The sequence below is a fragment of the Streptacidiphilus jeojiense genome, assembly GCF_000719095.1.
Lineage (GTDB): Bacteria > Actinomycetota > Actinomycetes > Streptomycetales > Streptomycetaceae > Streptacidiphilus > Streptacidiphilus jeojiensis.
In genome coordinates this window covers 66,815-91,480 of record NZ_JOEH01000020.1, presented here as the reverse complement: position 1 = coordinate 91,480, position 24,666 = coordinate 66,815, and the positions used below count along the sequence as shown (strand labels likewise).

Sequence of the window (24,666 nt, the reverse complement as noted above, 5' to 3'; positions counted from 1 at the left end):
ATGGGTACATCCGATCAGCCGAGCCGCCTGTCCCGCCGCACCTTTCTCGGCGCCGCCGGCGCCACCGCCGCACTGTCCAGCCTCACCTGGACACCCGCGTTCAGGGTCACCCCCGCCGAGGCGGACACCGCGGCCCCGCCCTCGTTCCCCAGCGGCATCAGCGTCTACCAGCAGGCATGGAGCAACTGGTCCGGCGAGATCGTCCTCAGCCCGCAGTGGACCTGCGCGCCGGCCACCCCCGCCGACGTGGTCACCCTCGCCAACTGGGCCCACGCCCAGGGCTGGAAGATCCGCGCCAAGGGCATGGGCCACGGCTGGTCCCCGCTGCTGGAGCCCAGCGGCGCCACCGGCAACATCCTGCTGGTCGACACCACCCAGCACCTCACCGCGGTCACCGTCAACAGCGGCAGCCCCGCCAGCGTCACCGCCCAGGCCGGCATCACCATGCTCAACCTGCTCACCGCGCTGGAGAACTCGGGCTACGGACTGATCCACACCCCGGCCCCCGGCGACCTCAGCCTGGGCGGCGTACTGGCCATCGACGGCCACGGCAGCGCCGTTCCGGCCACCGGCGAGACCCTGACCACCGGGCACACCTTCGGCTCCGTCAGCAACCTGGTCACCTCGCTCACCGCGGTGGTCTGGGACTCCACCCAGAGCGCCTACGTCCTCAAGACCTTCCAGCGCAGCGACCCCGACATCGCCGCGTTCCTGGTCCACCTCGGCCGGGCCTTCGTCACCGAGGCCACCCTGCGGGTCGGCGCCAACGTCCGGCTGCGCTGCCAGTCCACCTACACCACCAACGTCGGAACCCTGTTCGCCCCGCCCGCCTCGGCCGGGTCCAGCTCCTTCGCGTCGCTGGTGAACAAGAGCGGGCGGGTGGAGACCATCTGGTTCCCCTTCACCACCGTGCCCTGGCTCAAGGTCTGGACGGTGACCCCCAGCAAGCCGCTGTTCTCCAAGGAGAACGACAGCCCGTTCCCGTTCACCTTCGCCGACTCCGTCAGCACCCAGGAGTCCGCCCTGATCGCCGACATCGTCGGCGGGGACGTCTCGGTCACGCCGACCTTCGAGAACCTGGAGATGAGCATCGTCGGCTCCGGGCTGATCGTCACCGGCACCTGGGACATCTGGGGCTGGGCCAAGAACTCCCAGCTCTACGTCAGGCCGACCACGCTGCAGGTCACCGCGAACGGCTACGCCATCCTCTGCGCCCGGTCCGACGTCCAGCGCGTGGTCAGCGAGTTCTACACCTACCTCAACAACGCCCTGACCACCTATCAGAACCGGGGCCAGTACCCGATGAACGGCCCCTGGGAGGTCCGGGTCACCGGCCTGGACAACGCGGCCGACTGCGGGGTCTCCGGGGCGGTGCAGCCGCTGCTCAGCGCGCTGCGCCCGCGGCCGGACCAGCCGGCCTGGGACACCGCGGTGTGGATGGACCTGCTGACCATCCCCGGCACCCCGCAGTCCCAGCAGTTCTACCGGGAGACCGAGCAGTGGGTGCTCTCCAACTACACCGGCAGCTACGCGGCGGTCCGCCCCGAGTGGTCCAAGGGCTGGGCCTACTCGGGCACCGCCGCCTGGGCCGACCCGACCATCCTCGGCACCACCGTCCCGGCCGCCTACCGCACCGGTCAGCCGTCCGGCAGCAACTGGGACACCGCGCTGTCGATCCTCGACAAGTACGACCCCAGCCGGATCTACAGCAACACCTTCCTGGACGGCCTGCTGCCCTGACCGGCCCGGTCCTCAGCGGCCGTCCCCGCTCCCGCGCACCCGTGCCGGCACCACGGGTGTCAGCACCATGACCGGGAGCGGGCGGCCGGCCCTGGCCTGGTGCCGGTCGTAGCCGGAGTAGACCCGGAGCAGCAGCGGCCACAGCCGGGCCCGCTCCTCGCCCACGGCCTCGTGGGCGGTGACGCGGACCCGGGTGCGGCGGTACTGGACCTCGGCCTGCCCGGCGGCCAGCAGGTTGTAGTACCAGCCTGGCCTGCGCGGGGCGCCGTTGTCGGAGGCGACCACGACATAGCGCCCCGCGTCCCGCAGGAACACCAGCCCGCTCACCCGGCGCTCGCCGGTCCTGCGGCCGACCGTGGTCAGCAGCAGGATCGGCTGCCCGAACCACCAGGCGCCGAGGACCCCGCCGGTGGCCCGGTAGACGGTGTTGCAGGCGGCCAGTACGGGCCTGGTCAGCAGCCGCACGCTGGTCGTCCTTCCGTCGGCGCGGTGGCCCGGGCGGACCCGGGCGGGCGCGACCAGTATCACCGACCGGGGGGCTCAACGGCCCGAACGCGCCACCAGCGAGGCGTCGGACCAGGCCATCCGCAGCGCCTTGGGAGACCCGTTCAGCCGGCCCGGCACGCCCCCGGGGGAAGGCACCGGCGCCGCCTCGACGCAGCTGCCGCCGTAGGCACGGTAGAACTGCTGGGCGGCCTTGTTCTGCTCCAGTACCCACAGGTACACGGCCCTGTCACCGGCTCGCTCGCCGGCCGCCTCGGCCGCGCGCACCAGCAGCGCACCGCCCACCCCGGTGCGCCGCCGAGCGTTCGTCACATGCAGGTTGTCGACCAGGCTGCCCCAGACGTCGTCGGCGTCGAAGACGACATGGACGAAGCCCAGCAGCCCCGCGTCGTCCTCGGCCAGGACGGTCGCGGCTGCGGCCGGGGCGGCCAGGCGCGACGACCACACGGCCCGGCGGTTGGCGACCACATCACCGTCCAGGAACGCGTCGGCGTAGGCGCCGCGGTAGTGCCGGCGCCAGCTGTCGGCGTGCAGCTGCGCCACCGCCTCGGCGTCCTCGGCAACCGCGGCCCGGAATCGCAACGACGTCATATGCCCTTCCCCCTCAGTCCCATGAGCGACGACCTCGACGAACACCGGGCGTCGCGGCACACTCGTCCGATGACCACTCAGGCCACATCCCCATCCTCCCCCTCCCCCCGGTCTCCGCGGAGCGACCCTCCCCGCGCCGTGCTGCTGGACTCCGGCGGGGTGCTGATGCAGCCGAAGGGCGGGCGCTGGAATCCGCGAGCGGACTTCGAGCGGACCGTGCTCGACCGGGCTCCGGGCATCACGCCCGAGCAGTTCGCCCGCGCCATAGCGGCGGGTGACCGCTTCATGGACCAGGCACCGACCACGCCCGACACCGACGACTACCACCGCGTCATCCTGGACGCCCTCGGGGTGGACGCCGCCGCCGAGTTGCTGGCCGCCCTGGTCCGGCCGGTGCCGCCGGCCACCGTTCTGGAGACCTTTCCCGAGGTCGCCGGCGTGCTGCGGGAGCTGCGCGGCCGCGGGGTCCGGCTGGCGGTGGTCTCCGACGCCTGGCCGAACCTGCCGGAGCTCCACGCCGCACTGGGCCTCGGCGACTTCTTCGAGGTGTACGCGATCTCCGCAGTGCTCGGCTGCCGCAAGCCGGACCCGCTGATGTACCGGCATGCCAGCGAGGGTCTCGGGCTGGCACCGGACGAGTGCCTGTTCGTGGACGACGACCCGGAGCTGGTGCGGGCGGCGATCGACCTGGGCTACCGGGGTCTGGCGATGTGCCGGGACGGGGCCGCGAGCGACGGCGTCGCCTCGATCACCTCGCTGACGGGGCTGCTGGAGCTGGTGTGACCCGGGGCAAGAAGGTGGCGGTGGCCGGCGGTGGGCGGTCAGCGGCGGTGGGCCGGGGCAGGCTACGGTACAAAACAGCCGTCCGTCAGCGCCCGTAGGGGGATGCCATGCAGAGCCAGCTCGCGTACACCGACGTCAAGGCCGCCGCCGACCGGATCGCCGGGCGGGTCAGGCCAGTCGCGGTGGTGGCCATGGACGAGTTCGACGACGGCCCGTTCGAGGTGTCGCTCGCGCTGGAGTACATGCAGCACACCGGGAGCTTCAAGGCCCGTGGCGCGCAGAACTTCGTGCTGGCGCACCGCGAGGCGGGCACCCTGCCGGACGCCGGGATCACCATCGCCTCGGGCGGCAACGCCGGGCTCGCCTGCGCCTGGGCGGCGGGCCAGCAGGGCGTCCCGGCGACGGTGTTCCTGCCGGCGAACGCGCCGACGGTGAAGGTGGAGCGGCTGCGCGGCTACGGCGCGGACGTGCGGCTGGTCGGTCTGGAGTACGCGCAGGCCCTGCAGGCCTGCGAGGAGTTCACCGCCCGGACCGGCGCACTCGCCTCGCACGCCTACGACCACCCGCTGATCGCGGCCGGCGCCGGCACCCTGCTGGACGAGATCCTGGCGCAGGACCCCCGACTGGACACGGTCATGGTGGTGGCCGGCGGCGGTGGCCTGTTCGCCGGCGTCGCCACGGCCGCCCGGCACCACGGCGTCCGCACCGTCGTGGTGGAGCCGGAGAACTGCCGCGCGCTGAACGCCGCCCTGGCGGCCGGACGGCCGGTCGACAGCCCGGTGGACTCCATCGCCTCGGACTCGCTGGGCGCCCGCCGCGTCACCGCGCTGGCCGTCGCCGCCGCGCAGTACGAGGGCGCCCGCAGCGTCCTGGTCAGCGACGAGCAGACCATCGCCGCCCGCCGCGCGCTCTGGCAGGGCCGCCGGGTGGCCGTGGAGCACGGCACCGCCGCCGCCCTGGCCGCACTCACCACCGGGGCCTACACCCCGGCGCAGGGCGAGCGGGTCTGCGTGGTGCTGTGCGGGGCCAACACCGCGCTGACCGACCTGGGATAGCCGGTCCGGCCACGCCGTCGAGCGCGCACAAGCGGGCCGCTGCCGAGCGGACGGTGTCAGCGAGGCTGATAGTTGAGGGTGCCCAGGGGCCACTGCGCGGACAGCCAGGCGGAGACGGCCGCATACAGAGGTGCGTCCAACTCGGCCCTGTCCGCCCGGACCCAGGAGCGCACGTCGGTGACGTGGACGTCGCTGCGGGAAGGGTAGATGTAGACGCACCCGATGACCTCGCCGCCGACGGTCCCGATGACGGAGTAGGTGAATCCTCGGCGCTGGACGAAGTCGACCGCATGGCGCTCCAGGTCGGCGAGGTTGGCCTCCAAGGCCATCCCGTTCGCCGGCGGCCATCCCGAGTTCTGGAAGCCCGGCGTTGAACGGATGTGCTCGATGCTGTTGGTCCAGGCGGCATGGTCGGCGACGTTGTGCTGGGGTCCCAGAGGTTCCAGGCGGAACTGCGGGGTGATCAGCTCCGTGGGGACGACGAAGTCGTCCGGAACGAGCGCATGGTCAGTCATGGGGCCGAGGCTACGGGGCCGGGCTCACAGCCGGCACCTGGATTGATACGCCGCTCGCACGCCGGGGCGGCGCGGGTTGTCGGCCCCGACCATCTGACGGGTCATCAATGAATCTTGCACGGTTCGTCGCGATGCGGGATGTCAGCCCCGCGGCACAGAATGTCCGCATGACACCCGAGACTCTCCAGGCCTTCTGCCTCGGCCTCAACGGCGCCGTCGAGACCTTCCCGTTCAGCGAGGGGCTGTCGGTCTTCAAGGTCGGCGGCAAGGTCTTCGCCCTGACCGCGCTGGGCGACGAGCCGCTGAAGGTGAGCCTGAAGTGCGATCCCGAACTGGCGGTGCAACTGCGCGAGCAGCACCCCTGCATCGTGCCCGGATGGCACCTCAACAAGCGGCACTGGAACACCGTCACCGTCGACGGATCGCTGCCGGACGCCCTGCTGCGGGAGCTGGTCGAGGACTCCTACGACCTGATCGTCACCCAGCTCCCGCGCAAGCAGCAGCTGCTGCTCGACTGGCCCGGGGCGCGCCGCGCTCCGGACGCCCCTTAGGCGCCGCCCACGGAGGCGCCCACGGACAGGGTGTACGGGATGCTGCCCAGCAGGTGGGCGATGCGGATGTACAGCGCCTTGGCCCCGACGCCCTCCCGGCTGCTGGTGAAGCGGACCCCGGAGGCGTCGGTCGCCGGGGAGGCGCTGTAGATCGGGAAGCCGGCCAGTTCGCCCCTGGCGTCCAGCGCGGCCATCACCTTGTGCACCGCGCCGTCCAGGGTGCGTTGGGAGTACGGGCACAGGTAGAGGTCGAGCCGGGACAGGTCGATGCCGGGGGCGGCGCGCTCGGCGGCCAGGGCCAGGGCATGGCCGCGGGCCAGGTCGGTGACGCAGAGGGCGACCCGCCCGGCCGGGAAGTCGGTGATCTGCGAGCCGTAGACGTCGGCGAAGCCGGCCCGGCCCTGGGCCCCCACGGCCTGGCTCAGGGCCTCCGCCTGCGGGGTGTTCATCGGTGTTCCCGAGACCGCGGTGGGCGCCGGGGCGCCCTGCCACTGGTCGGCGGTGGGGCACGGCTTGGCGCCTGCGGGGCGCATGGCACCGGAGGTCGGCGCGGCGATCGACACCGCGCTGTGCCCCGAGCCTGACCCGGCCTGGGAGGCGGCCCGGCCGGTGCCGGCCGAGGCGCAGCCCGCGGTCAGCAGACCGACCAGGGTGCCGGTGAGCAGAGTGCCGGTGAGCAGGGTGGTGGACGGACGGCGCATGCGGGACCCCCGTGCTGTGCTGGACCGCACCACCGCGGTGCGTCGCCCATCTGACGTACGCTCACGCCCACCGGTTCCGCTCAGCTGTCGTAGTCGACCGTCAGGGTGTCCGAGACCGGGTAGGACTGGCAGGTCAGCACGTACCCGGCGGCCACCTCGGCCGGTTCCAGGGCGAAGTTGCGGCGCATCTCGGCCTCGCCGTCGACCACCAGGGCCCGGCAGGTGCCGCAGACGCCGCCCTTGCAGGCGAACGGGAGGTCGGGGCGGGCCCGCTGGGCGCCGTCGAGGATGCTCCGGTCGCGTGGTAGGGCGGCGGTGGTGCTGCGTCCGTCCAGGACCACGGTGGCGGTGGAGACCGGGCCCTCGGGCACGGCGTCGTCGTGGTGCAGCGGAGCGACCGGCTCCTCCTCGGCGTAGAAGAGCTCGCGGTGCAGCCGGTCAGCGGGTACGCCCAGGCCGGTGAGCAGGTCGCGGGCCGCCTCGACCATGCCGATCGGGCCGCAGAGCCACCAGTGGTCCACCGAGCCCACCTCGACCAGCGCGTCCAGCAGCGCGGCCAGCCGTTCCGGGTCGAGCCTGCCGGACAGCAGCTCGGCCTCGCGCGGCTCCCGGGAGAGGACGTGGGCGAGCTGGAAGCGGTCCGGGTGACGGTCCTTCAGGTCGGCCAGGTCGTCGGCGAACATCACCGTGTCGCTGCGCCGGTTGCCGTAGAGCAGGGTGACGGTGGAGACCGGGTCGGCGGCGAGCACCGCGGAGGCGATCGACACCATCGGGGTGATCCCGGAGCCCGCCGCCACCAGGACGTGGCGGCCCGGGGTGCTCAGGTCCGGGGTGAACGCCCCGGTCGGCTCCATCACCTCCACGGCGTCGCCCGGGCGCACCTCGTTGACCAGCCAGGACGAGAAGATCCCGGCGGGTACGGTGCGGACGCCGATGCGGGGCGCGCCGCCGGCCAGCGAGCAGATCGAGTAGGAGCGGCGCTCGTCGCGCCCGTCCACGGTGCGGCGCAGGGTCAGCGACTGCCCCGGGGCGAAGGCGAAGGCGTCCGTGAGGTCGTCCGGGACGGCGAAGGTGACGGCGACGGCGTCCTCGCAGAGCGGCTCGACCGAGGCGACCCGCAGGGTGTGGAAGGCCGGGCGGCGGCGCGCCGGGGCGGCGGGCTCCGTCCCGGCGGAGGTGACCGGGGGCGTGGCCGAGGGCGTTGCGGCTGCCGTGGCGGGGGCCGACATCAGATCTCCTTGAGGTGCTCGAACGGCTCGCGACAGGCGCGGCAGCGCCACAGAGCCTTGCAGGCGGTGCCGGAGAAGCGCGAGGTCTCCTCGGTGTCGGCGGACCCGCAGCGGGGGCAGGACAGCGTGGGCCGGCGCACGGACAGCACCAGCGGTACCGGCCCGGACGCCGGGCGGGGTGCGCTGCCGGGTGGGGCGATGCCGTGCTCGGCGAGGGTGCGGCGGGCCGCCGGGGTGATCCAGTCGGTGGTCCACGGCGGGTCCAGTACGGTACGGATTCCTACCCGGGCGAAACCGGCCGCGCGCAGCCGGCGGTCGACCTCGGCCCGCATCTCGGCCATGGCCGGGCAGCCGGAGTAGGTGGGGGTGAGCACCGCGGTGACCGCGCCGTCGGGGGCGAGCTCGACGTCGCGCAGCACCCCGAGGTCGGCCAGGGTGAGCATCGGCAGCTCGGGGTCGGGGACGCCGCCGGCCACCCGGCGGGCCAGCGCCAGGTCCGCTTCCCGGTCTGCTTCCAGGTCCGGGGTGGCGGTCACCATGTCGCCCCCGGGTTCGCCCTGGCCACGCTCTGCAGCTCGGCGAGCAGCGGGGCGAGGTGCTCGGTGTGCTCGCCGTCGCGTCCGGAGCCCGGGAGCCCGGCGGTCCCCGGCAGGACCAGCCCCGCGCTGTCGGCGACCTGCCGCAGCACGGCCTCGACCTGCCCGCGGACGTCCTCGGCGGCGTACAGCTCGTCCAGGTACGGCGCCACCGCGTCCAGGGCCTGCTGCATCCGGCGGTGCGACTCCTCGGTGCCGTCGCCCAGCCGTACGGTCCACTCGGCGGCGTAGAGGCGGTGGTAGGCCAGTTCCTTGATCCCCTTGGCGGCGACGGCGGCCAGCACCGGGTCGGCGGCCGTGGTCGGCCCCTCGAACACGGCCAGCCGCCAGGTCGAGAGCACCAGCAGCCGGGCCACGCAGTGGGCGAAGTCGCCGTTGGGCAGCTCGGCCAGGCGCACATTGCGGAAGGCGTCGGCGTCGCGGAGGTAGGCGAAATCGTCCTCGCTGCGGCCGCTGCCGTCGGCCTGGCCAGCCCTGGTGTACAGCAGCCGGGTCTGGCCGAGCAGGTCCAGGCCGATGTTGGCCAGCGCCAGCTCCTCCTCCAGCTCCGGCGCCCTGGTGCACCACTGCGCCAGCCGCTGGGCCAGCACCAGCGCGTCGTCGCCCAGGGCAAGGCAACGCGCGGCCAGTGCCTGGCCGTCGACACCTGGCGGCAGCGCGGTGTCGGTGCCGTGCAGCGGGTCCTCGAAGCCGGTGCCGAAGGCCCAGTGGGCCTCGTCGCCCTCGTGGGCCTCGGCCAGGCCGAGGTAGGCGTTGTCGTCGTCGCTCACGTGGCGCTCCTAGAAGTGACGGCCCTAGATGTGCGGGACGTCGGCGGGGATGTCGTAGAAGGTGGGGTGCCGGTACACCTTGTCGCCGCTGGGGGCGAAGAAGGGGTCCTTCTCGTCCGGGGTGGAGGCGGTGATCTCCGAGCTGCGGACCACCCAGATGCTCACGCCCTCGTTGCGCCGGGTGTAGAGGTCCCGGGCGTGGGTGAGCGCCATCCGGTCGTCGGCGGCGTGCAGCGAGCCGACGTGGACGTGGTTGAGGCCGCGCTTGCCGCGCACGAAGACCTCGTAGAGGGGCCAGTCGGCCTGCACGTTGTTCATCTGGGGCATGCCACGCTCCTGCTCGTCGCTGCTTCTTCTCGTCGCTCGGCCTGCTTGGCCGCGTGGGCAGCGGCGGCCTCGCGGACCCAGGTGCCCTCCTCGTGGGCCGCCCGGCGCCGGGAGACCCGCTCGGCGTTGCGCGGGCCGTCGCCGGAGATCACCCGCTGCAGTTCGGTCCAGTCCGGGGTGCCGAAGTCGTGGCTGCCGCGCTCCTCGTTCCAGCGCAGCTCCGGGTCGGGCAGGGTCACCCCCAGCCGCTCGGCCTGAGGGACCGTCATGTCCACGAAGCGCTGCCGCAGTTCGTCGTTGGAGTGGCGCTTGATCTTCCAGGCGGTGGACTGCGCCGAGTTGGGCGAGTCGCCGTCCGGCGGCCCGAACATCATCAGCGAGGGCCACCACCAGCGGTCCACCGCGTTCTGCACCATGGCCCGCTGGCCCTCGGTGCCGCGCATCATGGTCAGCAGCAGTTCGTAGCCCTGGCGCTGGTGGAAGGACTCCTCCTTGCAGACCCGCACCATGGCCCGCGCGTAGGGGCCGTAGGAGCTGCGGCACAGCGGCACCTGGTTGCAGATCGCGGCGCCGTCCACGAACCAGCCGATGACGCCGACGTCGGCGAAGGTGTCGGCCGGGTAGTTGAAGATCGACGAGTACTTCTGCCGCCCTTCGATCAGCCGCCGGGTGAGATCGGCGCGGTCCGCGCCCAGGGTCTCGGCGGCCGAGTAGAGGTAGAGGCCGTGCCCGGCCTCGTCCTGCACCTTGGCGAAGAGGATCGCCTTGCGGCGCAGCGAGGGCGCCCGGGTGATCCAGTCGCCCTCCGGCTGCATGCCGATGATCTCGGAATGGGCGTGCTGGGCGATCTGCCGCACCAGGGTCCGCCGGTAGCCCTCCGGCATCCAGTCCCGTGGCTCGACGCGGTGGTCGCGGGCGATGGTGTCGTCGAAGTGCTGCTGGAGCGGATCTGGCGGTGCTGCGGGTTCCGCTGCTGCTGTCGTCATCGGTTTTCCCACCCTCCGGGAGTGCACGGGGCCCGCGTCGTCCCTTGACAGCCGATTGCGCGGCTGGATTACTTGACCTCACCACCACGCTAACCGAATGTTCGGTCGGGAGACAAGAAGGAGCCGGAATGCCACCCACCAGGTCGGCCCCGCCGGGCCCGGCCCAGCGGATGTTCGCCGCCGACGCGGCCTCGCTGGGCGTCGGCATCGAACTGCTGGAGGCCGGCGAGGGCGCAGCGGTGCTGCGGATGGCGGTCACCCCCGCCATGGTCAACGGGCACGGCACGGCCCACGGCGGCTACCTCTTCCTGCTGGCCGACACCGCCTTCGCCTGTGCCTGCAACAGCCACGGCCCGGTGACCGTGGCCGCGGGCGGCGACATCGACTTCGTCGCCCCGGCCCACCAGGGCGACGTGCTCGAGGCCACCGCACAGGAACGGGCCCGTTTCGGTCGGAGCGGGATCTACGACGTCACAGTCCGGCGCGGCGACGAGCTGATCGCGGAGTTCCGCGGGCGCAGCCGCACCCTGCGCGGCGGCACCCTGCCCAGCCGCACCGAAGCAGCCGGCACCGAAGCAGAGCGGAGCAATCCATGAACAGCCGTCCCGACCGCCACCTGGGCGAGCCGCTGCCCGAGGAGCTGCTGGACGCGGGCGAGCGGCTGACCGGCCCCGAACTGCGGGACCTGCAGCTGCGGCGGCTGCGGCAGACCCTGCAGCTCGCCTACAACGAGGTCGAGCTGTACCGGAAGAAGTTCGACGACGCCGGGGTCAGCCCCTTCGACTGCCGCTCCCTGGCCGACCTGGCCCGCTTCCCCTTCACCACCAAGGCCGACCTGCGCGACACCTACCCGTTCGGCATGTTCGCCGTGCCGATGGACCAGGTGCGCCGGATCCACGCCTCCAGCGGCACCACCGGGAACCCCACCGTGGTCGGCTACACCGAGAACGACCTGTCGATGTGGGCCGACATGGTCGCCCGCTCGATCCGCGCGGCCGGCGGCCGCCCGGGCGACAAGGTGCACATCTCCTACGGCTACGGCCTGTTCACCGGCGGTCTGGGCGCCCACTACGGCGCCGAGCGGGCCGGCTGCACGGTGATCCCGGCGTCGGGCGGGATGACGGCACGTCAGGTGCAGATCATCCAGGACTTCCGCCCCGAGATCATCATGGTGACCCCCTCCTACATGCTCACCCTGCTGGACGAGTTCGAACGGCAGGGCATCGACCCGCGCAGCACCTCGCTGCGCATCGGCATCTTCGGCGCCGAGCCCTGGACCGAGGAGATGCGCCGGGAGATCGAGCAGCGGCTGGACCTGCACGCGGTGGACATCTACGGCCTGTCCGAGGTGATCGGCCCCGGGGTGGCGCAGGAGTGCGTGGACACCAAGGACGGCCTGCACATCTGGGAGGACCACTTCTACCCGGAGGTGGTGGACCCGCTCACCGACGAGGTGATGGCCGAGGGCGCCGCCGGCGAGCTGGTGTTCACCTCGCTCACCAAGGAGGCGCTGCCGATCGTCCGCTACCGCACCCGGGACCTGACCCGGCTGCTGCCGGGCACCGCGCGGCCCGCGTTCCGGCGGATGGAGAAGGTCACCGGCCGCAGCGACGACATGATCATCCTGCGCGGCGTCAACGTCTTCCCCAGCCAGATCGAGGAGATCGTGCTGCGGACCCCGGGCGTGGCCCCGCACTTCCAGGTCCGGCTGACCCGGCAGGGCCGGCTGGACCGGATGACCGTCCGCGCCGAGGCCAGGCCGGACACCTCCGCCGACACCCGCGCCGCGGCCGCGGCCGCCATCGCCCGGGCGGTCAAGGACGGCGTGGGCGTGACCGTCGAGGTCGAGATCACCGACCCGGACACCCTGGAGCGCTCGGTCGGCAAGATCCGCCGCATCGTCGACCAGCGCGGGGCGTAACCGGCCGAGAGCGACCTGATGAGGATGCACCCGCAGCACCGGGCTCATCCGCGCGTGGTGGTCGACAGGCAATCGGCACAGGAGGTGGTCGACAGGTCGGACGCTGTCTTTCCGTTCACCCGGATGAGCCGGAGGCGGTAGCAGATCTCGTCGTTCTCCCGGGTGTCTCCGAAGAGGAAGTCGGGCCGGGCGTACACCGCATCGCCGGCGAAGACGGCCTGGGCGCTGTCGGCCGCGGCGGTCACGACGTCGATGTCGTAGAGAGTCAGTGCGCCGGTACCCCAGCGAGCACGGCCTCCGCGCACCAGGACACCACGGTCGAACTCCGACGCCAGTTCCGCAGCGTAGTTCTCAGCCTGCCCCTGGACGGCGGTGTGCGCGGCAGTCCGGTTGTGGTCCTGCTGGTCGGCCTGAAGCTTCAGGCCGACCAGCAACGAGACCACGAGAACGAGCACGAGCACCGCCGGGGCGACCACCAGGACGTGCAGCGGCCTGACGCCTCGGCCGCTCATCCGTGCCATCGAATCCGAGGACGGGATAGCCGAGGGAGGTGAACGTGAGCTACATGATCAGAATGCGCTCCGGCCTGGCAGTTTCCGCTGATCCACCACACGCTCGTTCATCCTTGCCCGGGATCTGACTTCACTTCGAAGAGAGCCAGCTGGCAGGCCCGCAGTCTCGCGCCGCAGTCCAGGCTGCTATGGGCCCACCAGATGTATGCGGTCACGACGAGCGCCATAAGCCGACACAGTTCAGGAGGCGCGTTCCGGTTGCTTGCCTGCGTCGTCAAGCATGTCGCGCATGACTGCGTCGAAGCGGACAGTCCCAGGGGTTGCTTGCCTAGTCATCTCTGTGAGGAGACGTCTACGGTCTGCGGGCCGTACCAAAGTCAGGGCGACGTGCGTCGTACGCCCTTCGGGGTCGACCAGTACGAGCGTCTTGGCAGTGCGCCACCCCCCGGGGCCATCGATAGCTGACACCGAGATCAAGTCCTCGACCTCGATCGTGACCGTTCTGAGTCCTCGGCGAACTTTCACGTATCCGCCTTTGATGCTCACCGAAATCAACCGGCACAGAAGCACAGTCAAGAGGAGAACAACCAGGGCCGAGCCCCACAGGATCCGGGAGGATGTAGCGTCCTGAGAGGTGGCGGCGCGAAGGACGAGGTACGTCACGATTGGCAGTCCAAGTACGGACAGGTACCGAAAACTCGGATGAACACTTACATGGCCTACAGAGGCACTCATCAGAAACCTTCGTTCTGCTTCTGTTTTCCTGGGATGACCATTGGGACGAGCGGCCCAACTGGCGTGTCGGGTCGGCGTCTTTCTGTCTCCCCTGGGATGCATACAGCGAGGTCTAATTGGCAGGCGAATTTATATCGCCGCGAATGTTCAGGACCTCCTGTCCGGAACCTTTCAGAAAGCTGAATGTGTCGGACCCGATCTTCCGATATGGAGCTGAGTAGCTGGCTGCCGCGCCCACCAATAGCGGCGTCATCAGCTGCCTTTCTTCCTGGATGTATGCGACGACCTGCGCCGAGGACACACCTGTCAGCTGCGTCCGGGCGCAGTCGTCCATGAACTGGGTCGCTGTAGCAGAGTCACCCTGGCTGTAGCCGCAACCAATGGCGGTCACGGCCTGCTGCTTGTTGCGGTACACAAAGACGAAGAGGTGGCTCTTGCCCTTCACGCTGTTGCCGCCGAGCGCGGTGTACATGTCCGATCGGCTTCCATCGTCAGGAGTTGATTTCAGCGTGATGTCCCAGGTCTTGAGCTCGTGCTCCGAGAAGGAGCTGAAGTCGAAATTCGCCGACAGTGCTCGCATCGAGCCCTTGTCGGGGGCGAGCTCAGCGCTGGGTACCGGTCCGGTGGGATCGGCAATGACCGTCCAGGTTGGCGTGGGCGTGGCACTTCCCGCATCGGGGTCCGCCGCCCCGGCGGTCGCGGGCATGCTGCCGGAGGTGGTGGCAGCCGCAGCCGGCCCGCGGGTTGCACTGGGCGGTGTCGCACCCGAGCAGGCCGCGGTGAGCAGCACCGTTGCCAGCGGCAGGGTGCAGGCCAGGAATTTGGTCAGAGTGTCGCGCATAGTCTCCGGTCCAGATATGACGGGGTCTGAGGGGCGGAGCGGGAGCGCGGTGGCGGAGGAGCTCCCTCCGCCACCGCGCTGCATGCCATTCAACGCCCCGGATCACCGCAGCTGAGCTGCGGTTCGGGTCAGTTGTCTGCCTACGGGCACCAACTGCCCGAGGTGGCCGGGGAGAAGGCGACCGCGTCGAACGCGATGTCCGAGGTTCCGGTGGCCCCGCTGACGAGGTTGCTGAGCAGCAGTCGGGCTCCGGGCCACAGGTAGGCGGTGCCGAGGTCCACCCACTCGTCCTGGCCGCTGTTCACCTGACTCTTGGTGCAGCCCACGCTGGGCTCGGCGCCGGTTGACGAGACGCCCTCCTTGAGCAGGTAGTAGACGCTGCTGGCGGTGTTTCCGTGCGAGGGCAGATGGATGTGGATGTCGAACTGCTCACCTGCTGCAGGAATGGCGCTCGGGTCGGGCGCCCACTGTGCGGTGACCTTGTGCGCGTAGTCGTTCAGCGGGTAGGTGTGGGTGAAGTAGATGTGGCCCATCCACCCTGCCCCCAGTTGGTGCAGGTCGATCTGTGCCGTGAGCGGGTTCTCCAGGGTGAGTCCGCTTTCCGTGATCTCCTTCCCGGCGAAGCTGTCGCCCAGGCGAAGTGAGAATTTGCCGCTGGACTCGCCACCGGGGCAGCCGAAGACGTTCTTGCTGCTGTCCTCCTCGGTGCCGATGACGAAGGTGCCCGTGGAACCGGAAGGGAAGGAGCAGTCAGGTGCGGCGTACTGACTGTTGATCGCTGGTTCGGCGGAGCCGAGCGGGTAGGCCAGGTGCTCCGTGGCGGCCTGCGTGCTCTCGTCCCCCGAGATCCATGAGACGGGCTGATTCCACCAGCAGGTGCTGTCGGTCGCCGGGCACGGGCTGCCACTCGTGGTGGAGGGGTCGCAGTCGTTGACCGCGGTGGAGCAGAACAGCCGGTAGTTCGTCGGCAGGTTGAGGAAGCATGCCGTGTCGGTGCTGCTTGCGAGCACGGTGCACTCGCTGGTGGCGTAGGTCGCATCCGTGTACGAGGTAGCGGATCCATAGGTGACCTGGGGATTCTCCGCCCAGCCGAGGACCCTCTCCTGATAGGGCCAGTCCCCCGGGTGCGCTGCGTCGCCGGTGTCGTAGCGCATGAACGGTTCGCGGGCAGCGTCGTAGGCCGGATTGGCCGGGTTGTTGGCCCAGCCCAGGCCGACATGGCCGTCGTTCTGGGTCGGGTCGGTGTAGACCCCGCTGTTGTAGCCCCAGATCGCGTAGTACCAGTTCTCGATGTACTGCGCGCTGCCGTCGTTCACCGTCATCGGCGTGGAGAGGCCCTGCAGTTCATTCCAGGTCTGGCCGAGGATCTGTACGCCGGCTGCGATGTTCGCCGCGTAGTCGGTGGCCACGGCAGAGGCCTGAGCCTCTGTCATCGGCGACCCGGAACTGCTCGACATCCCATCGGTGACCTGGGCGATACCGTAGCCGCAGTCGGTACCAGTGTAGTTCGGCAGGGACGAGATGCTGTCGCCGTTGCCGTAGTAGTCGGAGACCAGCGGGTTGCCCGCGTCACCGGGGACCGCATGCCAGGAGGCCTGCTTGAGGTTGGACTCCTGGGCCAGGATAGCCAGCATGACCTGGGCCGGGATGGTCCCGCCACCGGTGAGGGCTGCTGCGGGGAACATGCTCTCCGGCGAGTAGGACGACTCGCCGTTGCTGTCGTAGTTCGCCGGCCGGGTGATAGTGAGGTCGGCGTGCACAGCCTGGTCGACCGCCCACTCCACCATGTTCTCGCTGGGCTGCAGCACCTGCTTGGTCGCGCTGTTTCGTGCCACCAGGCAGGTGGGCACGGTATCGCAGGAGGGCGGGGTAACCAGGGCGACCGGATAACTCGCATCATATCCGCTGCTCACACCGGAGTCGCAGGTGGTCGCCGCCAGAGCTGTCACCGCAGCTGACGTGACCGACTCAGTCGTACCCGAGGTACTGACGGTGGAGGAGGACTTCACCGCCGTGGTGCCACTCGCAGTGCCCGAGGCGGTTCCCGAAGTGCTGCTCTGCCCGAAGGTCTGGGTGACCGGGCCCGACGCCTGGAACTCCGCATGGGAGACAGTGCCTGTGCGGGCGGACCGAACGGCGGCCTCTGTCGTGGGCTGGTCCCAGCCACTGCCGCTGGGGGCGCTGGTCGAGTCGGCGGAGGTGATCGACTCGGCCACCGCATCCCCCTGGAAGGACACCGCGTCGGGCTGCTCTGCCGCCGGGACGGAACGCAGCCCAGGGGCGGCTTTGACATTGAGTGACGTCGCGTCCCCGACCAAAGTGTTGTGCCCGCCGAGTCCGCTGAACAGGCCGACATTGGTGCTCTGGGCGGTGCCGAGTGCCACCAGCCCGCTGCCGTTCCACCGCTGGAGCACCGAACGGCTACCGTCCACGCTGAGCAGTTGCAGCCCATGTGCCGAGTCCGCCGCCAGGGCGTAGGGCTGACCCTGCGGACGCGCCAGTGTGCTCAGCGTTCCGTTCGCGTTCATCCGGACGAGGTCACCGTGCGCGACCCCGTACACGTCGGCGGCGGTCGGCACCGGCGTCGTGAACTGCGCCTTGACCAGGCTGCTGCTGACGAGCCGTCCGGTGGAGGCGTCGGCCACCATCACCTGGGTCTGGCTCTCGTCCACCGTGTTCCGGGTGAACACCACCTGGTCCCCGGTGCCGCAGCTCGGGGTGAAGTAGTCGAGGGCCATCCCCGACGCGACCTGGGTGACCTTGCCCGTGGCAACGTTGACCACAGCCGCGAAAGCCCCCGCCGCACGCTGGGCGGGACTGTTCGCCGCGGTGGAGGGCGCATAAACCGCCGCGACGTAGCGCCCGTCACCGGTCGGACAGGTGTACCCGGTCCATGAAGCCGCGTCCACACCCGGAACCGTCAGCGTTGCCAGCGTGCTCCAAGCGAAGGCCTTGCTCTCCATCGCCTCCAGGATGTGAAAGCCCTGCGAGTCCCCCAAGCCGGTCAGCAGCTCATCGGTCGAGGACTTCCAGCCCGTGCCCAGGTCCGCGGCGGGATCCGTGAAGGCACCCGAGTTCCCAGTCACCGCGCCCGAATCGGGCGTCGCCTGGGCTGTCGGCCCCGACAGCAGCAGCGCCGCGAGCGCGACGAGTCCAGTGGTGACCGCAGTCCACCTACGTGGTCGCCCTCGACGGCGCGGATGCAACAGCCCTGGCATCTTGTCTTCCTCGTCGAAAGGGCCTGCGGAGTTGAGGTGACGCCGTGTCAGTGCCATGCCGTGCACCAGCCAAGGATGTTGACCGCCGTGCCGCCGTCCGGTTGCGGATCCTCGGACTCTGCTGGTTCGTTCTGCGGCAGTCCGCACGCCTTCACGGACTGGTTCCACTGCGTCATGCCCGTCTCGGTCACGTAGTTGTTGCTCTGCATCGACCCGGTGTCGGCGCTGCCAAGGACCTGCTGGTCCACCTGCTCCAGACCCCCGCCGTTGGGCACCGTGACCAGCTCCGCAACGCCGAAATATGCCTCGACCGTGTCCGTGAATATGGCCCACACGGTCTGACATGCGCTGGAGTAGTACATCTGCAAGGTGCTCCCGCCCGAGGACTCGGAAGAGTCCTCGATCAGCAGCTCATCGGCGGAACAGCCCGTGGCCTCCGCGTTCTTTCCCTCACAGGACCCCGCACTACAGCTCGGCGCATCGGCCCGGGCCGCCGTCGCACCCGGGATTCCGACCAGGGCGCACAAGGCCACCAGCGCCATGATGACCAGCAACCGCATCGGCGCCGATCTTATGAACTCCCTTTGAGAGAACACCTTTCACTCCCCTACTGGTACTCACACTTCTCAGTGCTGGCAAGGCCGAAACCGTCGAACCATCAGGCATGCCACAGCAGATCCACTGGAAATTCAGTGCAAGAACTTCGATCTGGATACGAGCAAGAAATCCATGATCGTTCGCACCCAGGTATATCGAGTCCATGCCAATACTTGCAAGGACCCCCAGGGAACTCCCCACCGACTCCCAGGCAAGGTTCAGCTCGCCGGAGAATGTCCTGAATTCCTCTATGAATGCGTACAAATGACACTTGGTCAGTTGATCGGGGTGAGGCCGGTCGAGAGGAGCGGAGCAGCGCGAAGGGCTCGTCCGGGCCGGCGTTGGACAGCACCACCACCGCGAAGTCCCGCTCGGGCACCATCAGCAGCTCGGCGAACTGGCCGTTGGCCGACCCGCCGTGACCGACGGTGCGCACCCCGTCGACGACCGGGCCACCGCCGCCGACTACGGCGCGGCCCCGGAGCACACCTTCGAGTTCGGCCTCCACGCCGTCCTCGACGGCCTCGCGGCCCGGCCCTGACGGAGAGGGTGCTCGGATTTCCGTCGCGGATTTCTGTTGTCGGAGGGCTCCGTTCCGGTCTCCTGTACGAGGCGTCCGCCTCATACCGCCTCATCGGCGAGGGGACAGGCAGGCCATGGCACGCAGGAAGCATCGAACCCGATCCGCACGGGGATGGTGGCTCGCGCTGACGGCGGCCGTCGTCGCGACGCTGGTCGTCGTCTTCTGGCCGTCCCCGCCGAACGGCGTGGGGACCGCCCAGGTGGCCGACCCGTCCTCGGCGGTCGCCACCGCAGGCAGCGGTGGCGGGGCCAGTGCGTCCCCCGGCCCGTCGGCTTCCCCCTCCGCGTCCCCCAGCGCCACCACGAAGTCCGCGACACCCTCGCCGTCGGCCTCGCACACGGCGACCCGCACGGCCGCTCCCGCGGCCACCACCAGGACCACGGCGGCGAGCACCGCGACACAGCCCACCCAGGCGGCTCCGGCCGGGCAGCGGTCCATCGCGCTGGTGAACCGGACCCAGCAGACCGTCTGGGTGATCGTCACCAACACCACCGCGGCCTACCCGGGCGGCCTGAAGCTCCAGCCGGGGCAGAGCGCCACGGTCACGGTGGCCAACAACTGGGGCGGGCGGATCTGGGGCCGGACCGGCTGCACCAGCAACGGTGCGGGGACCTGCCTCACCGGCGACTGCACCACGACCTGCTCCGGTCCGACCACCCCGACCACGCTGGGCGAGTTCACCTTCGACGCCTTCGACAACCTGGACTTCTACGACGTCAGCATGGTCGACGGGTCCAACCTGCCGATGTACATCAACATCTCACACACCGTCAGCACGGATCCGATCACCGCCTCCGGCTGCTACAAGGGGACCTGCACCACCCCGATCGTCTGCCCCACCGCCATGCAGGCCGTCAACGGCGGCCAGGTCATCGGCTGCAAGCCGCCCTGCGCCGCCTTCGGCGGTGACACCTACTGCTGCCGCGGCGCCTGGGCCGGCCGGGACAACTGCATTCCGGCGAAGTGGCCGGTCGACTACACCCAGGTCTTCAAGAAGGCGGAGCCGTACGCCTACTCATACGCCTTCGACGACTCCGCCACCATGGCCTGCAAGGGCGCCTGCTACTACCGGGTGACCTTCGGAACCACCGGCTAGGAGCCCAGGCCCACGGACTGCCGCTCGGGCTCGATCACGGCCACGACGCGCTCCTGCTCCCGGGAGTAGGGCGCGCCGATGTACTTCGTCGCGATCCGGTCGACGACCGCCCAGGCCGCATCGCCCTCCAGCCATTCGACGACCCGTCCGCGGATCAGCACCGGCTCGAACGGGTTGTCGGCGGGCGTCAGGGAGATGGCGACCCGCGGGTCGCGGCGCAGGTTGCGCGCCTTGCGGCTGCCCGGACCGGTGAGGATCACGATGTGCTCGCCCTCGGTGCCGATCCAGAGCGGAACCGAGTGCGGGCCACCGTCCGGCAGGACGGTGGCCAGATGGGCGATCGGGGTGCCGTCGAGTACGCGGCGCACGTCGGGGTCGAGCACGGTGTCACTCCTCTCGGGGTGTCTTCAGGAGACCCCTCGACCCTATGGGGAGGAACCGCTTCGACGCGCGGTGGCGTGGCCCGGACGTTCCACCCCCGGGGTGGCCGTTCCTCTCAGTCCGATGAGCGGGCGACGAGCTGGGTGGGGTTGACGAAGCGCAGCGCGATCAGCAGCAGCACGGCCATCGTTCCGGTGTAGATCACGGCCATGGCGTCGATCGACTGGGTGGACCGGATACCGGCCGAGTTGACGGCCGAGAACAGGGTGACGATGAGGGTCTGGCTGGTGGGCCCCGACGTGAGGAAGGTCAGCTCGAACATCCCGAAGGTGCGCACCAGCACCAGGATTCCGGCGGCGAGCATCCCGGGCAGGAGCAGCGGCACGAGGATCCGGGTCAGCACGGTTCGGGTCCCCGCCCCGCACATCCGGGCCGCCGCCTCGATCCTGGGGTCGATCTGCTCGATGAACGGGGTCATCGTGAACACCACGAAGGGGATGGACGGCACCAGGTTGGCGAGCACCACCCCGGTGACCGATCCGGCCAGGTGGAACTTGTAGAGCACGGTGGCCAGCGGGATGCCGTAGGCGATCGGCGGCACCAGGATCGGCAGCACGAACAGCCCCAGCAGCAGCTTCCTGCCGGGGAAGGCCCGGCGGGCCAGCGCGTAGGAGGCGGGGACGGCGAGCACCAGCGAGATCAGCACGACCAGGAAGGTGACCTCGACCGTGGTCCCCAGCACCTGCCCGAGGCTGAACTCGGTCCAGGCGTCGCTGTACCAGTGGGTGGTCCAGCCGCCCGGCAGCCAGCTCCTGAACCAGCTGCGGCCGAAGGAGTTCAGCAGCACCGTGCCGATCACTCCGAGCAGGTTGAGGAAGAAGAACGCCAGAGCGCCCCAGGTGAGCCAGGCGCCCGGCCTGATGGCGATCCGCCGCCTCCGGGCCCCCGACTCCGCGCCGGGGGCCGCGGTCGCCGGCCTGTCGAGAACGACGCTCATCCCTTGCCTCCGGTGGATCCGCTGTAGAGCCGGGAGCGCAGGGTGGTGACGGCGACGATGACGACGAGCATCAGCACCGTCATGATCATGGCGTCGGCGCAGCCCTGGGCGTAGTCGAAGTGCTCCAGCGCCGCCTCGTAGGCCTCGATGGAGATGACATGCGTCTTGCCGTCCGGGTCGCCGACCATCATCGCCGAGGGGAACACCGCGAAAGCCATCACGAAGCTGAGGCAGAAGGTGGTCATCAGCCCGGGAAGCAGCAGCGGGAAGGTGATGTGCCGGAACCGCTGCCACCAGTCCGCGCCCAGCGTGGAGGCCGCCTTCTCCAGGCTGGGGTGGATACCGGAGAGGTAGGAGTGGGTGAGCAGGTAGGCGAAGGGGAAGCCGCTGATGATCAGTGAGAGCAGCACCCCGGTGTAGTTCATGGTGAGCTGCACCGGGGAGGAGGCCAGGCCCAGCAGGTTCAGGGTGTGGTTGAACCAGCCGGCCGGACCGTAGAACTCCAGGATGCCCTCGGCCGTGAGCACGGTGCCCAGGGTGATCGGGACCACCAGCAGGGCGAGCAGCAGCCGCTTGCCGCGGAAGTCGCGGCGCATCCGGTAGGAGATGGGGACGGACACCCCGACGTTGATCAGCGATGCCGGGACGGCCAGCGAGAAGGTCTGCCAGATGGACTTGCGGGCGAAGGGCTCGCTGAAGAAGGCGTGGTAGGCCCCGAAACTGAAACCTCCCTGCGTGGCACCTGAGGTGGGCTGGAAGGAGAGCTGCAGCCCGTAGAGGAAGGGGTAGCAGAACAGCGCGACTACCGCGAGTGCCCCGGGGAGCACCAGGAGCAGGGTGCGGTCGACGCCGCGCTCGGCAAGGCGGTGGCGCAGGGCCGGGCGGTGCGCCGTGGGCGGGAGGGCGACGGTCATGCCGGTACCTCCTGCGACGCCGGGTCCGGCACGGCGGCCTGCGGGAAGAACAGCGCGCGTTCGGTGTCGACCGCCACGGACAGCACGTCGCCGGGGCGGACCTGGCCGGAGGACGTGAGGTGGAGGCGGTCCCCCTCCCGGGTCACCGCCTCGACGTGCAGCACCCGGCCGTGGTACTCGACGACTTCGGCCACGGCCTCGCCGAGGGCCTGCTCGTCCGTTTCGGCGATCCGCAGGTCCTCGGGGCGGACGGCGACCATGACGGACTGACCCGGCGTCAACTTCCCGGCTCCGGAACCTGCTCCACGTACCGTCAGGCCACGGCCCGAGGCAGTCGCGCCCCGGGCGTCGGCCCCGGTGACGGTCAGCGGCAGCAGGTTGCGGTAGCCCATGAAGGCCGCCACATGGGTGTTGGCGGGGTTCTCGTACAGGTCCGCCGGGGTGCCGATCTGGCTGACCCGCCCCTCGTGCAGCACCACCAGCCGGTCGGCCAGCGACAGCGCCTCCTCCTGATCGTGCGTCACATACAGGGTGGTGAGGCCGAACTCCTGGTGGATGCGCCGGATCTCACTGCGCATCTCCAGCCGCAGTGCCGCGTCCAGGTTGGACAGCGGCTCGTCCATCAGCACCAGCGGCGGCTCCATCACGATGGCGCGGGCGATGGCCACGCGTTGCTGTTGGCCGCCGGACAGCTGCCCCGGATGCTTGTGGGCCTGCTCGGTGAGATGGACCAGGGCGAGCACCGCGTCCACCCGCCGTACCGTCTCGGCCTTGCCGACGCCACGCATCTTCAGTCCGAAGGCGACGTTGGCACGCACCGTCAGATGCGGGAACAGGGCGTAGTTCTGGAACACCATGCCGAAGCCGCGCTTCTCCGGCGGCAGGGTGTCGATGCGTCTGCCGTCCAGCACGATCTCGCCCGCGGTCAGCGGCAGCAGGCCGGCCAGAGAGTTGAGCGCCGTGGTCTTGCCGCAGCCGGACGGGCCGAGCAGGGCGACGAACTCGCCGCCGCGGATCGTGAGGTCCAGCGGGTGCAGTGCGGTGTGGGCGCCGTAGGCGCGACTGATGCCGCGCAGTTCCAGCTCCCCCAGTTGGGAGCCGGGGCGGACGGCCGCCCCGGTGTCCGACTCGGCGGTTGTCATCGGGGTCACCGTGCTCACTTGGTCGAGCCGATCTTCTTGTCCCAGAGGTCGAAGGCGGTGACCTGGGCGGTGGCGGGCAGCGAGTTCTTGATCGGGTTTCCGGAGATCCAGCTGTCGAAGTCCGGGTCGCCGAACGTGGCGATGGCCTGCTGCGAACTGGCCGGAGCCTGACTGAGCGCCACTCCCTTGACCGCCGGTCCGGGGTAGAAGTAGCCCTGGTCGTAGGTGACCGCCTGCTGCTCCGGGGTGAGGACGAAGGCCAGCAGCTTCAGCGCGGCGATCAGCTCGTCGCTGCTGACCCCCTTGGGGACGACCCCGTACTGGGCGTCGCTGACCCAGGTCATGCTGTCGAACTTGGCGACCTTCACGGATGCCGGGACGGTGCCCAGGGCCCTGGGGTTGATGTACCACCCGGTGGTGCTGGTGATCAGCGGCGAGGTGCCCTGGGCCAGGTTGGTCATGATGGCGGAGGTCTTGGAGGGGTAGCTGCTGATGTACTTGTTGAGCTCGGTCAGGTAGGCCCAGGTCTTGGCCCAGCCGTTGACCGGATCGGTCGGGTCGGTGTCGCCGAGCAGGTACGGCAGGCCCATCAGGAAGGTGCGCCCGGGGCCGGAGTTGCGCGGCTGGGCGTACTGGAACTTCCCGGGGTTGGCCTTGGCCCAGTCGAGCAGCGCGTCGGTGGTGGCGGGCACGGTGGTCACCTTCGCCGGGTCGTACTCCAGCAGCGGTCCCGACGGGTACCAGACCAGCTCGATGCCCTGGTCCTGGGCGAGGGAGGCCATCGAGGCGGCACCGGCCTGGTAGTTGGACATCAGGCCCGGGAAGAAGGTGGCGTAGTACGGCTTGAGGTCGTACCACAGGCCCTTCTGGATGCCCGCCGACAGGCCGTCGGTCCCGGTCAGCACCAGCTGGATCTGGACGTTGCCGCCCTGCTGCTGGGCCTGGACCTTGGGGGCGAGCTCGGGGGCGGTGCCGGTGGTGGTGGTGATCTTTGAGACGTAGTCGGGGTACTTGGCCTTGAAGGAGTCGATGATCGGCTGGGTGAGCTTCAGGTTCCCCGCCACGTCCAGGATGTTCAGGGTCACCGGCTTGGACGGCTTGCTCGCGAGGGTGCTGGGGGCGGGGTTCCCGGTGCCGGTGCTGCTGCTGGGCGCACCGCAGGCGGCGAGCACCGGGACGGCGGCCGCGCCGGCGGCGAGGGTGCCGATCACCCGGCGGCGGGACGGCCCTCTGGGGGCGTCGGCGGGGTCGGTGGGGTCGGTGCTGTTGCGGACGGCAGTGTCTGCGGACATGGCTGATGGAGCCCTTCGGTCAGTGGTGGTGAACGGGGCTGTGCTGGTCTCGCTCGCTGGTCGCGCTGGGTCGGGAGGGGTGGCGCCGG

General features: G+C 70.2%; 27 protein-coding genes. 8 read left to right on the top strand and 19 right to left on the bottom strand.

What is annotated here, in order from left to right; genetic code table 11:
• Positions 1-1,740 (top strand): cholesterol oxidase substrate-binding domain-containing protein, encoded by a 1,740-nt coding sequence (locus IF29_RS0125830; protein WP_030259496.1) that lies wholly within the window; start codon positions 1-3, stop codon positions 1,738-1,740.
• A gap of 12 nt (positions 1,741-1,752) precedes the next feature.
• Here IF29_RS0125830 and IF29_RS0125825 read toward each other — a convergent pair whose 3' ends face one another.
• Together IF29_RS0125825 and IF29_RS0125820 are read right to left on the bottom strand one after the other, a co-directional pair.
• Positions 1,753-2,205, bottom strand: a complete 453-nt coding sequence (locus IF29_RS0125825) for a nitroreductase family deazaflavin-dependent oxidoreductase (RefSeq protein ID WP_063757605.1) — start codon at positions 2,203-2,205, stop codon at positions 1,753-1,755.
• 75 nt (positions 2,206-2,280) lie between these two features.
• Positions 2,281-2,835 (bottom strand): GNAT family N-acetyltransferase, encoded by a 555-nt coding sequence (locus tag IF29_RS0125820; RefSeq protein ID WP_030259492.1) that lies wholly within the window; start codon positions 2,833-2,835, stop codon positions 2,281-2,283.
• A 69-nt stretch (positions 2,836-2,904) separates the two neighbouring features.
• Here IF29_RS0125820 and IF29_RS0125815 point away from each other — a divergent pair, with 69 nt between their 5' ends.
• Positions 2,905-3,618 (top strand): HAD family hydrolase, encoded by a 714-nt coding sequence (locus IF29_RS0125815; protein ID WP_051726017.1) that lies wholly within the window; start codon positions 2,905-2,907, stop codon positions 3,616-3,618.
• A 107-nt stretch (positions 3,619-3,725) separates the two neighbouring features.
• Positions 3,726-4,673, top strand: a complete 948-nt coding sequence (locus IF29_RS0125810; RefSeq protein WP_030259488.1) for a threonine/serine dehydratase — start codon at positions 3,726-3,728, stop codon at positions 4,671-4,673.
• Positions 4,674-4,729: 56 nt separating this feature from the next.
• Here the strand turns inward: IF29_RS0125810 and IF29_RS0125805 are convergent, their stop codons facing one another.
• Positions 4,730-5,188, bottom strand: coding sequence for a GNAT family N-acetyltransferase (locus tag IF29_RS0125805; protein WP_030259485.1), 459 nt, complete (start codon positions 5,186-5,188; stop codon positions 4,730-4,732).
• Between the two features lie 167 nt (positions 5,189-5,355).
• Here IF29_RS0125805 and IF29_RS0125800 point away from each other — a divergent pair, with 167 nt between their 5' ends.
• Complete coding sequence (locus IF29_RS0125800; protein WP_030259482.1) at positions 5,356-5,739, top strand: MmcQ/YjbR family DNA-binding protein; 384 nt, start codon at positions 5,356-5,358, stop codon at positions 5,737-5,739.
• Here IF29_RS0125800 and IF29_RS46280 read toward each other — a convergent pair.
• The 6 genes from IF29_RS46280 to paaA form a co-directional block, all read right to left on the bottom strand.
• Positions 5,736-6,440 (bottom strand): hypothetical protein, encoded by a 705-nt coding sequence (locus IF29_RS46280; protein WP_030259480.1) that lies wholly within the window; start codon positions 6,438-6,440, stop codon positions 5,736-5,738. The two genes, IF29_RS0125800 and IF29_RS46280, sit on opposite strands and share 4 nt — an antisense overlap.
• Positions 6,441-6,520: 80 nt before the next feature.
• On the bottom strand, positions 6,521-7,669 hold the full coding sequence (gene paaE / locus IF29_RS0125790; protein ID WP_030259478.1) for a 1,2-phenylacetyl-CoA epoxidase subunit PaaE: 1,149 nt from the start codon (positions 7,667-7,669) through the stop codon (positions 6,521-6,523).
• Entirely contained in the window at positions 7,669-8,208 is a 540-nt protein-coding gene (gene paaD, locus IF29_RS0125785; RefSeq protein WP_030259475.1) for a 1,2-phenylacetyl-CoA epoxidase subunit PaaD, read from the bottom strand. The genes paaE and paaD overlap by 1 nt, the downstream gene beginning before the upstream one ends.
• Positions 8,202-9,035: a 1,2-phenylacetyl-CoA epoxidase subunit PaaC gene (paaC, locus tag IF29_RS0125780; RefSeq protein ID WP_030259471.1), complete on the bottom strand. Its 834-nt coding sequence runs from the start codon at positions 9,033-9,035 to the stop codon at positions 8,202-8,204. The genes paaD and paaC overlap by 7 nt, the downstream gene beginning before the upstream one ends.
• Before the next feature lie 24 nt (positions 9,036-9,059).
• A complete protein-coding gene (gene paaB, locus IF29_RS0125775; protein WP_051725995.1) occupies positions 9,060-9,362 on the bottom strand; it encodes a 1,2-phenylacetyl-CoA epoxidase subunit PaaB in 303 nt (100 codons plus the stop codon).
• Positions 9,350-10,348 carry a 1,2-phenylacetyl-CoA epoxidase subunit PaaA gene (gene paaA / locus IF29_RS0125770; protein WP_030259464.1) on the bottom strand — a complete coding sequence of 333 codons (999 nt, stop codon included), beginning with the start codon at positions 10,346-10,348 and terminating at the stop codon, positions 9,350-9,352. Before paaA ends, paaB begins: the two co-directional genes overlap by 13 nt.
• Before the next feature lie 128 nt (positions 10,349-10,476).
• Between paaA and paaI the strand changes: the two genes are divergently transcribed.
• Complete coding sequence (paaI, locus tag IF29_RS0125765) at positions 10,477-10,944, top strand: hydroxyphenylacetyl-CoA thioesterase PaaI (RefSeq protein ID WP_030259461.1); 468 nt, start codon at positions 10,477-10,479, stop codon at positions 10,942-10,944.
• A complete protein-coding gene (gene paaK, locus IF29_RS0125760; RefSeq protein ID WP_030259458.1) occupies positions 10,941-12,269 on the top strand; it encodes a phenylacetate--CoA ligase PaaK in 1,329 nt (442 codons plus the stop codon). The genes paaI and paaK overlap by 4 nt, the downstream gene beginning before the upstream one ends.
• Before the next feature lie 44 nt (positions 12,270-12,313).
• On the opposite strand, the gene IF29_RS0125755 is transcribed toward paaK, so the two are convergent.
• From IF29_RS0125755 to IF29_RS0125730, 4 genes are all read right to left on the bottom strand, one after another.
• A complete protein-coding gene (locus IF29_RS0125755) occupies positions 12,314-12,781 on the bottom strand; it encodes a hypothetical protein (protein ID WP_030259456.1) in 468 nt (155 codons plus the stop codon).
• Between the two features lie 847 nt (positions 12,782-13,628).
• A complete protein-coding gene (locus IF29_RS46275; protein ID WP_157623928.1) occupies positions 13,629-14,357 on the bottom strand; it encodes a hypothetical protein in 729 nt (242 codons plus the stop codon).
• Positions 14,358-14,497: 140 nt separating this feature from the next.
• The gene (locus IF29_RS0125735) at positions 14,498-17,443 is read right to left on the bottom strand and encodes a transglycosylase SLT domain-containing protein (protein WP_030259445.1); all 2,946 of its coding nucleotides are present in this window, start codon (positions 17,441-17,443) and stop codon (positions 14,498-14,500) included.
• 179 nt (positions 17,444-17,622) lie between these two features.
• Entirely contained in the window at positions 17,623-18,135 is a 513-nt protein-coding gene (locus IF29_RS0125730; RefSeq protein ID WP_030259443.1) for a DUF2690 domain-containing protein, read from the bottom strand.
• A 455-nt stretch (positions 18,136-18,590) separates the two neighbouring features.
• Between IF29_RS0125730 and IF29_RS48605 the strand changes: the two genes are divergently transcribed.
• Positions 18,591-18,713, top strand: coding sequence for a hypothetical protein (locus IF29_RS48605; RefSeq protein ID WP_269665022.1), 123 nt, complete (start codon positions 18,591-18,593; stop codon positions 18,711-18,713).
• Between the two features lie 90 nt (positions 18,714-18,803).
• Here IF29_RS48605 and IF29_RS48600 read toward each other — a convergent pair whose 3' ends face one another.
• Positions 18,804-19,238 (bottom strand): hypothetical protein, encoded by a 435-nt coding sequence (locus IF29_RS48600; protein ID WP_269665021.1) that lies wholly within the window; start codon positions 19,236-19,238, stop codon positions 18,804-18,806.
• Between IF29_RS48600 and IF29_RS47910 the strand changes: the two genes are divergently transcribed.
• A complete protein-coding gene (locus IF29_RS47910) occupies positions 19,228-19,851 on the top strand; it encodes a thaumatin family protein (RefSeq protein ID WP_232242437.1) in 624 nt (207 codons plus the stop codon). The genes IF29_RS48600 and IF29_RS47910 overlap by 11 nt on opposite strands.
• Here the strand turns inward: IF29_RS47910 and IF29_RS0125710 are convergent.
• The 5 genes from IF29_RS0125710 to IF29_RS0125690 all read right to left on the bottom strand — a co-directional run bounded on the left by IF29_RS0125710 (position 19,848) and on the right by IF29_RS0125690 (position 24,577).
• Positions 19,848-20,234 carry a PPOX class F420-dependent oxidoreductase gene (locus IF29_RS0125710; RefSeq protein ID WP_030259439.1) on the bottom strand — a complete coding sequence of 129 codons (387 nt, stop codon included), beginning with the start codon at positions 20,232-20,234 and terminating at the stop codon, positions 19,848-19,850. The two genes, IF29_RS47910 and IF29_RS0125710, sit on opposite strands and share 4 nt — an antisense overlap.
• Before the next feature lie 113 nt (positions 20,235-20,347).
• On the bottom strand, positions 20,348-21,229 hold the full coding sequence (locus tag IF29_RS0125705; RefSeq protein ID WP_030259437.1) for an ABC transporter permease: 882 nt from the start codon (positions 21,227-21,229) through the stop codon (positions 20,348-20,350).
• Complete coding sequence (locus IF29_RS0125700) at positions 21,226-22,143, bottom strand: ABC transporter permease (protein ID WP_030259435.1); 918 nt, start codon at positions 22,141-22,143, stop codon at positions 21,226-21,228. Before IF29_RS0125700 ends, IF29_RS0125705 begins: the two co-directional genes overlap by 4 nt.
• A complete protein-coding gene (locus IF29_RS0125695; protein ID WP_051726014.1) occupies positions 22,140-23,285 on the bottom strand; it encodes an ABC transporter ATP-binding protein in 1,146 nt (381 codons plus the stop codon). Before IF29_RS0125695 ends, IF29_RS0125700 begins: the two co-directional genes overlap by 4 nt.
• Before the next feature lie 14 nt (positions 23,286-23,299).
• On the bottom strand, positions 23,300-24,577 hold the full coding sequence (locus IF29_RS0125690; RefSeq protein WP_084714941.1) for an extracellular solute-binding protein: 1,278 nt from the start codon (positions 24,575-24,577) through the stop codon (positions 23,300-23,302).
• Positions 24,578-24,666 lie beyond the last annotated feature (89 nt).

Excerpts from the sequence above, each read along its gene's own strand:
- IF29_RS0125705 (WP_030259437.1), bottom strand. The coding sequence starts at position 21,229 with ATGAGCGTCGTTCTCGACAGGCCGGCGACCGCGGCCCCCGGCGCGGAG.
- IF29_RS0125815 (WP_051726017.1), top strand. The coding sequence starts at position 2,905 with ATGACCACTCAGGCCACATCCCCATCCTCCCCCTCCCCCCGGTCTCCG.
- IF29_RS0125755 (WP_030259456.1), bottom strand. The coding sequence starts at position 12,781 with ATGAGCGGCCGAGGCGTCAGGCCGCTGCACGTCCTGGTGGTCGCCCCG.
- paaA (WP_030259464.1), bottom strand. The coding sequence starts at position 10,348 with ATGACGACAGCAGCAGCGGAACCCGCAGCACCGCCAGATCCGCTCCAG.
- IF29_RS0125810 (WP_030259488.1), top strand. The coding sequence starts at position 3,726 with ATGCAGAGCCAGCTCGCGTACACCGACGTCAAGGCCGCCGCCGACCGG.
- IF29_RS0125730 (WP_030259443.1), bottom strand. The coding sequence starts at position 18,135 with ATGCGGTTGCTGGTCATCATGGCGCTGGTGGCCTTGTGCGCCCTGGTC.
- IF29_RS0125820 (WP_030259492.1), bottom strand. The coding sequence starts at position 2,835 with ATGACGTCGTTGCGATTCCGGGCCGCGGTTGCCGAGGACGCCGAGGCG.
- IF29_RS0125700 (WP_030259435.1), bottom strand. The coding sequence starts at position 22,143 with ATGACCGTCGCCCTCCCGCCCACGGCGCACCGCCCGGCCCTGCGCCAC.
- IF29_RS0125690 (WP_084714941.1), bottom strand. The coding sequence starts at position 24,577 with ATGTCCGCAGACACTGCCGTCCGCAACAGCACCGACCCCACCGACCCC.
- paaE (WP_030259478.1), bottom strand. The coding sequence starts at position 7,669 with ATGTCGGCCCCCGCCACGGCAGCCGCAACGCCCTCGGCCACGCCCCCG.
- paaK (WP_030259458.1), top strand. The coding sequence starts at position 10,941 with ATGAACAGCCGTCCCGACCGCCACCTGGGCGAGCCGCTGCCCGAGGAG.
- paaI (WP_030259461.1), top strand. The coding sequence starts at position 10,477 with ATGCCACCCACCAGGTCGGCCCCGCCGGGCCCGGCCCAGCGGATGTTC.
- paaD (WP_030259475.1), bottom strand. The coding sequence starts at position 8,208 with ATGGTGACCGCCACCCCGGACCTGGAAGCAGACCGGGAAGCGGACCTG.
- IF29_RS46280 (WP_030259480.1), bottom strand. The coding sequence starts at position 6,440 with ATGCGCCGTCCGTCCACCACCCTGCTCACCGGCACTCTGCTCACCGGC.
- paaB (WP_051725995.1), bottom strand. The coding sequence starts at position 9,362 with ATGCCCCAGATGAACAACGTGCAGGCCGACTGGCCCCTCTACGAGGTC.
- IF29_RS0125805 (WP_030259485.1), bottom strand. The coding sequence starts at position 5,188 with ATGACTGACCATGCGCTCGTTCCGGACGACTTCGTCGTCCCCACGGAG.
- IF29_RS0125800 (WP_030259482.1), top strand. The coding sequence starts at position 5,356 with ATGACACCCGAGACTCTCCAGGCCTTCTGCCTCGGCCTCAACGGCGCC.
- IF29_RS0125695 (WP_051726014.1), bottom strand. The coding sequence starts at position 23,285 with ATGACAACCGCCGAGTCGGACACCGGGGCGGCCGTCCGCCCCGGCTCC.
- IF29_RS0125830 (WP_030259496.1), top strand. The coding sequence starts at position 1 with ATGGGTACATCCGATCAGCCGAGCCGCCTGTCCCGCCGCACCTTTCTC.
- IF29_RS46275 (WP_157623928.1), bottom strand. The coding sequence starts at position 14,357 with ATGCGCGACACTCTGACCAAATTCCTGGCCTGCACCCTGCCGCTGGCA.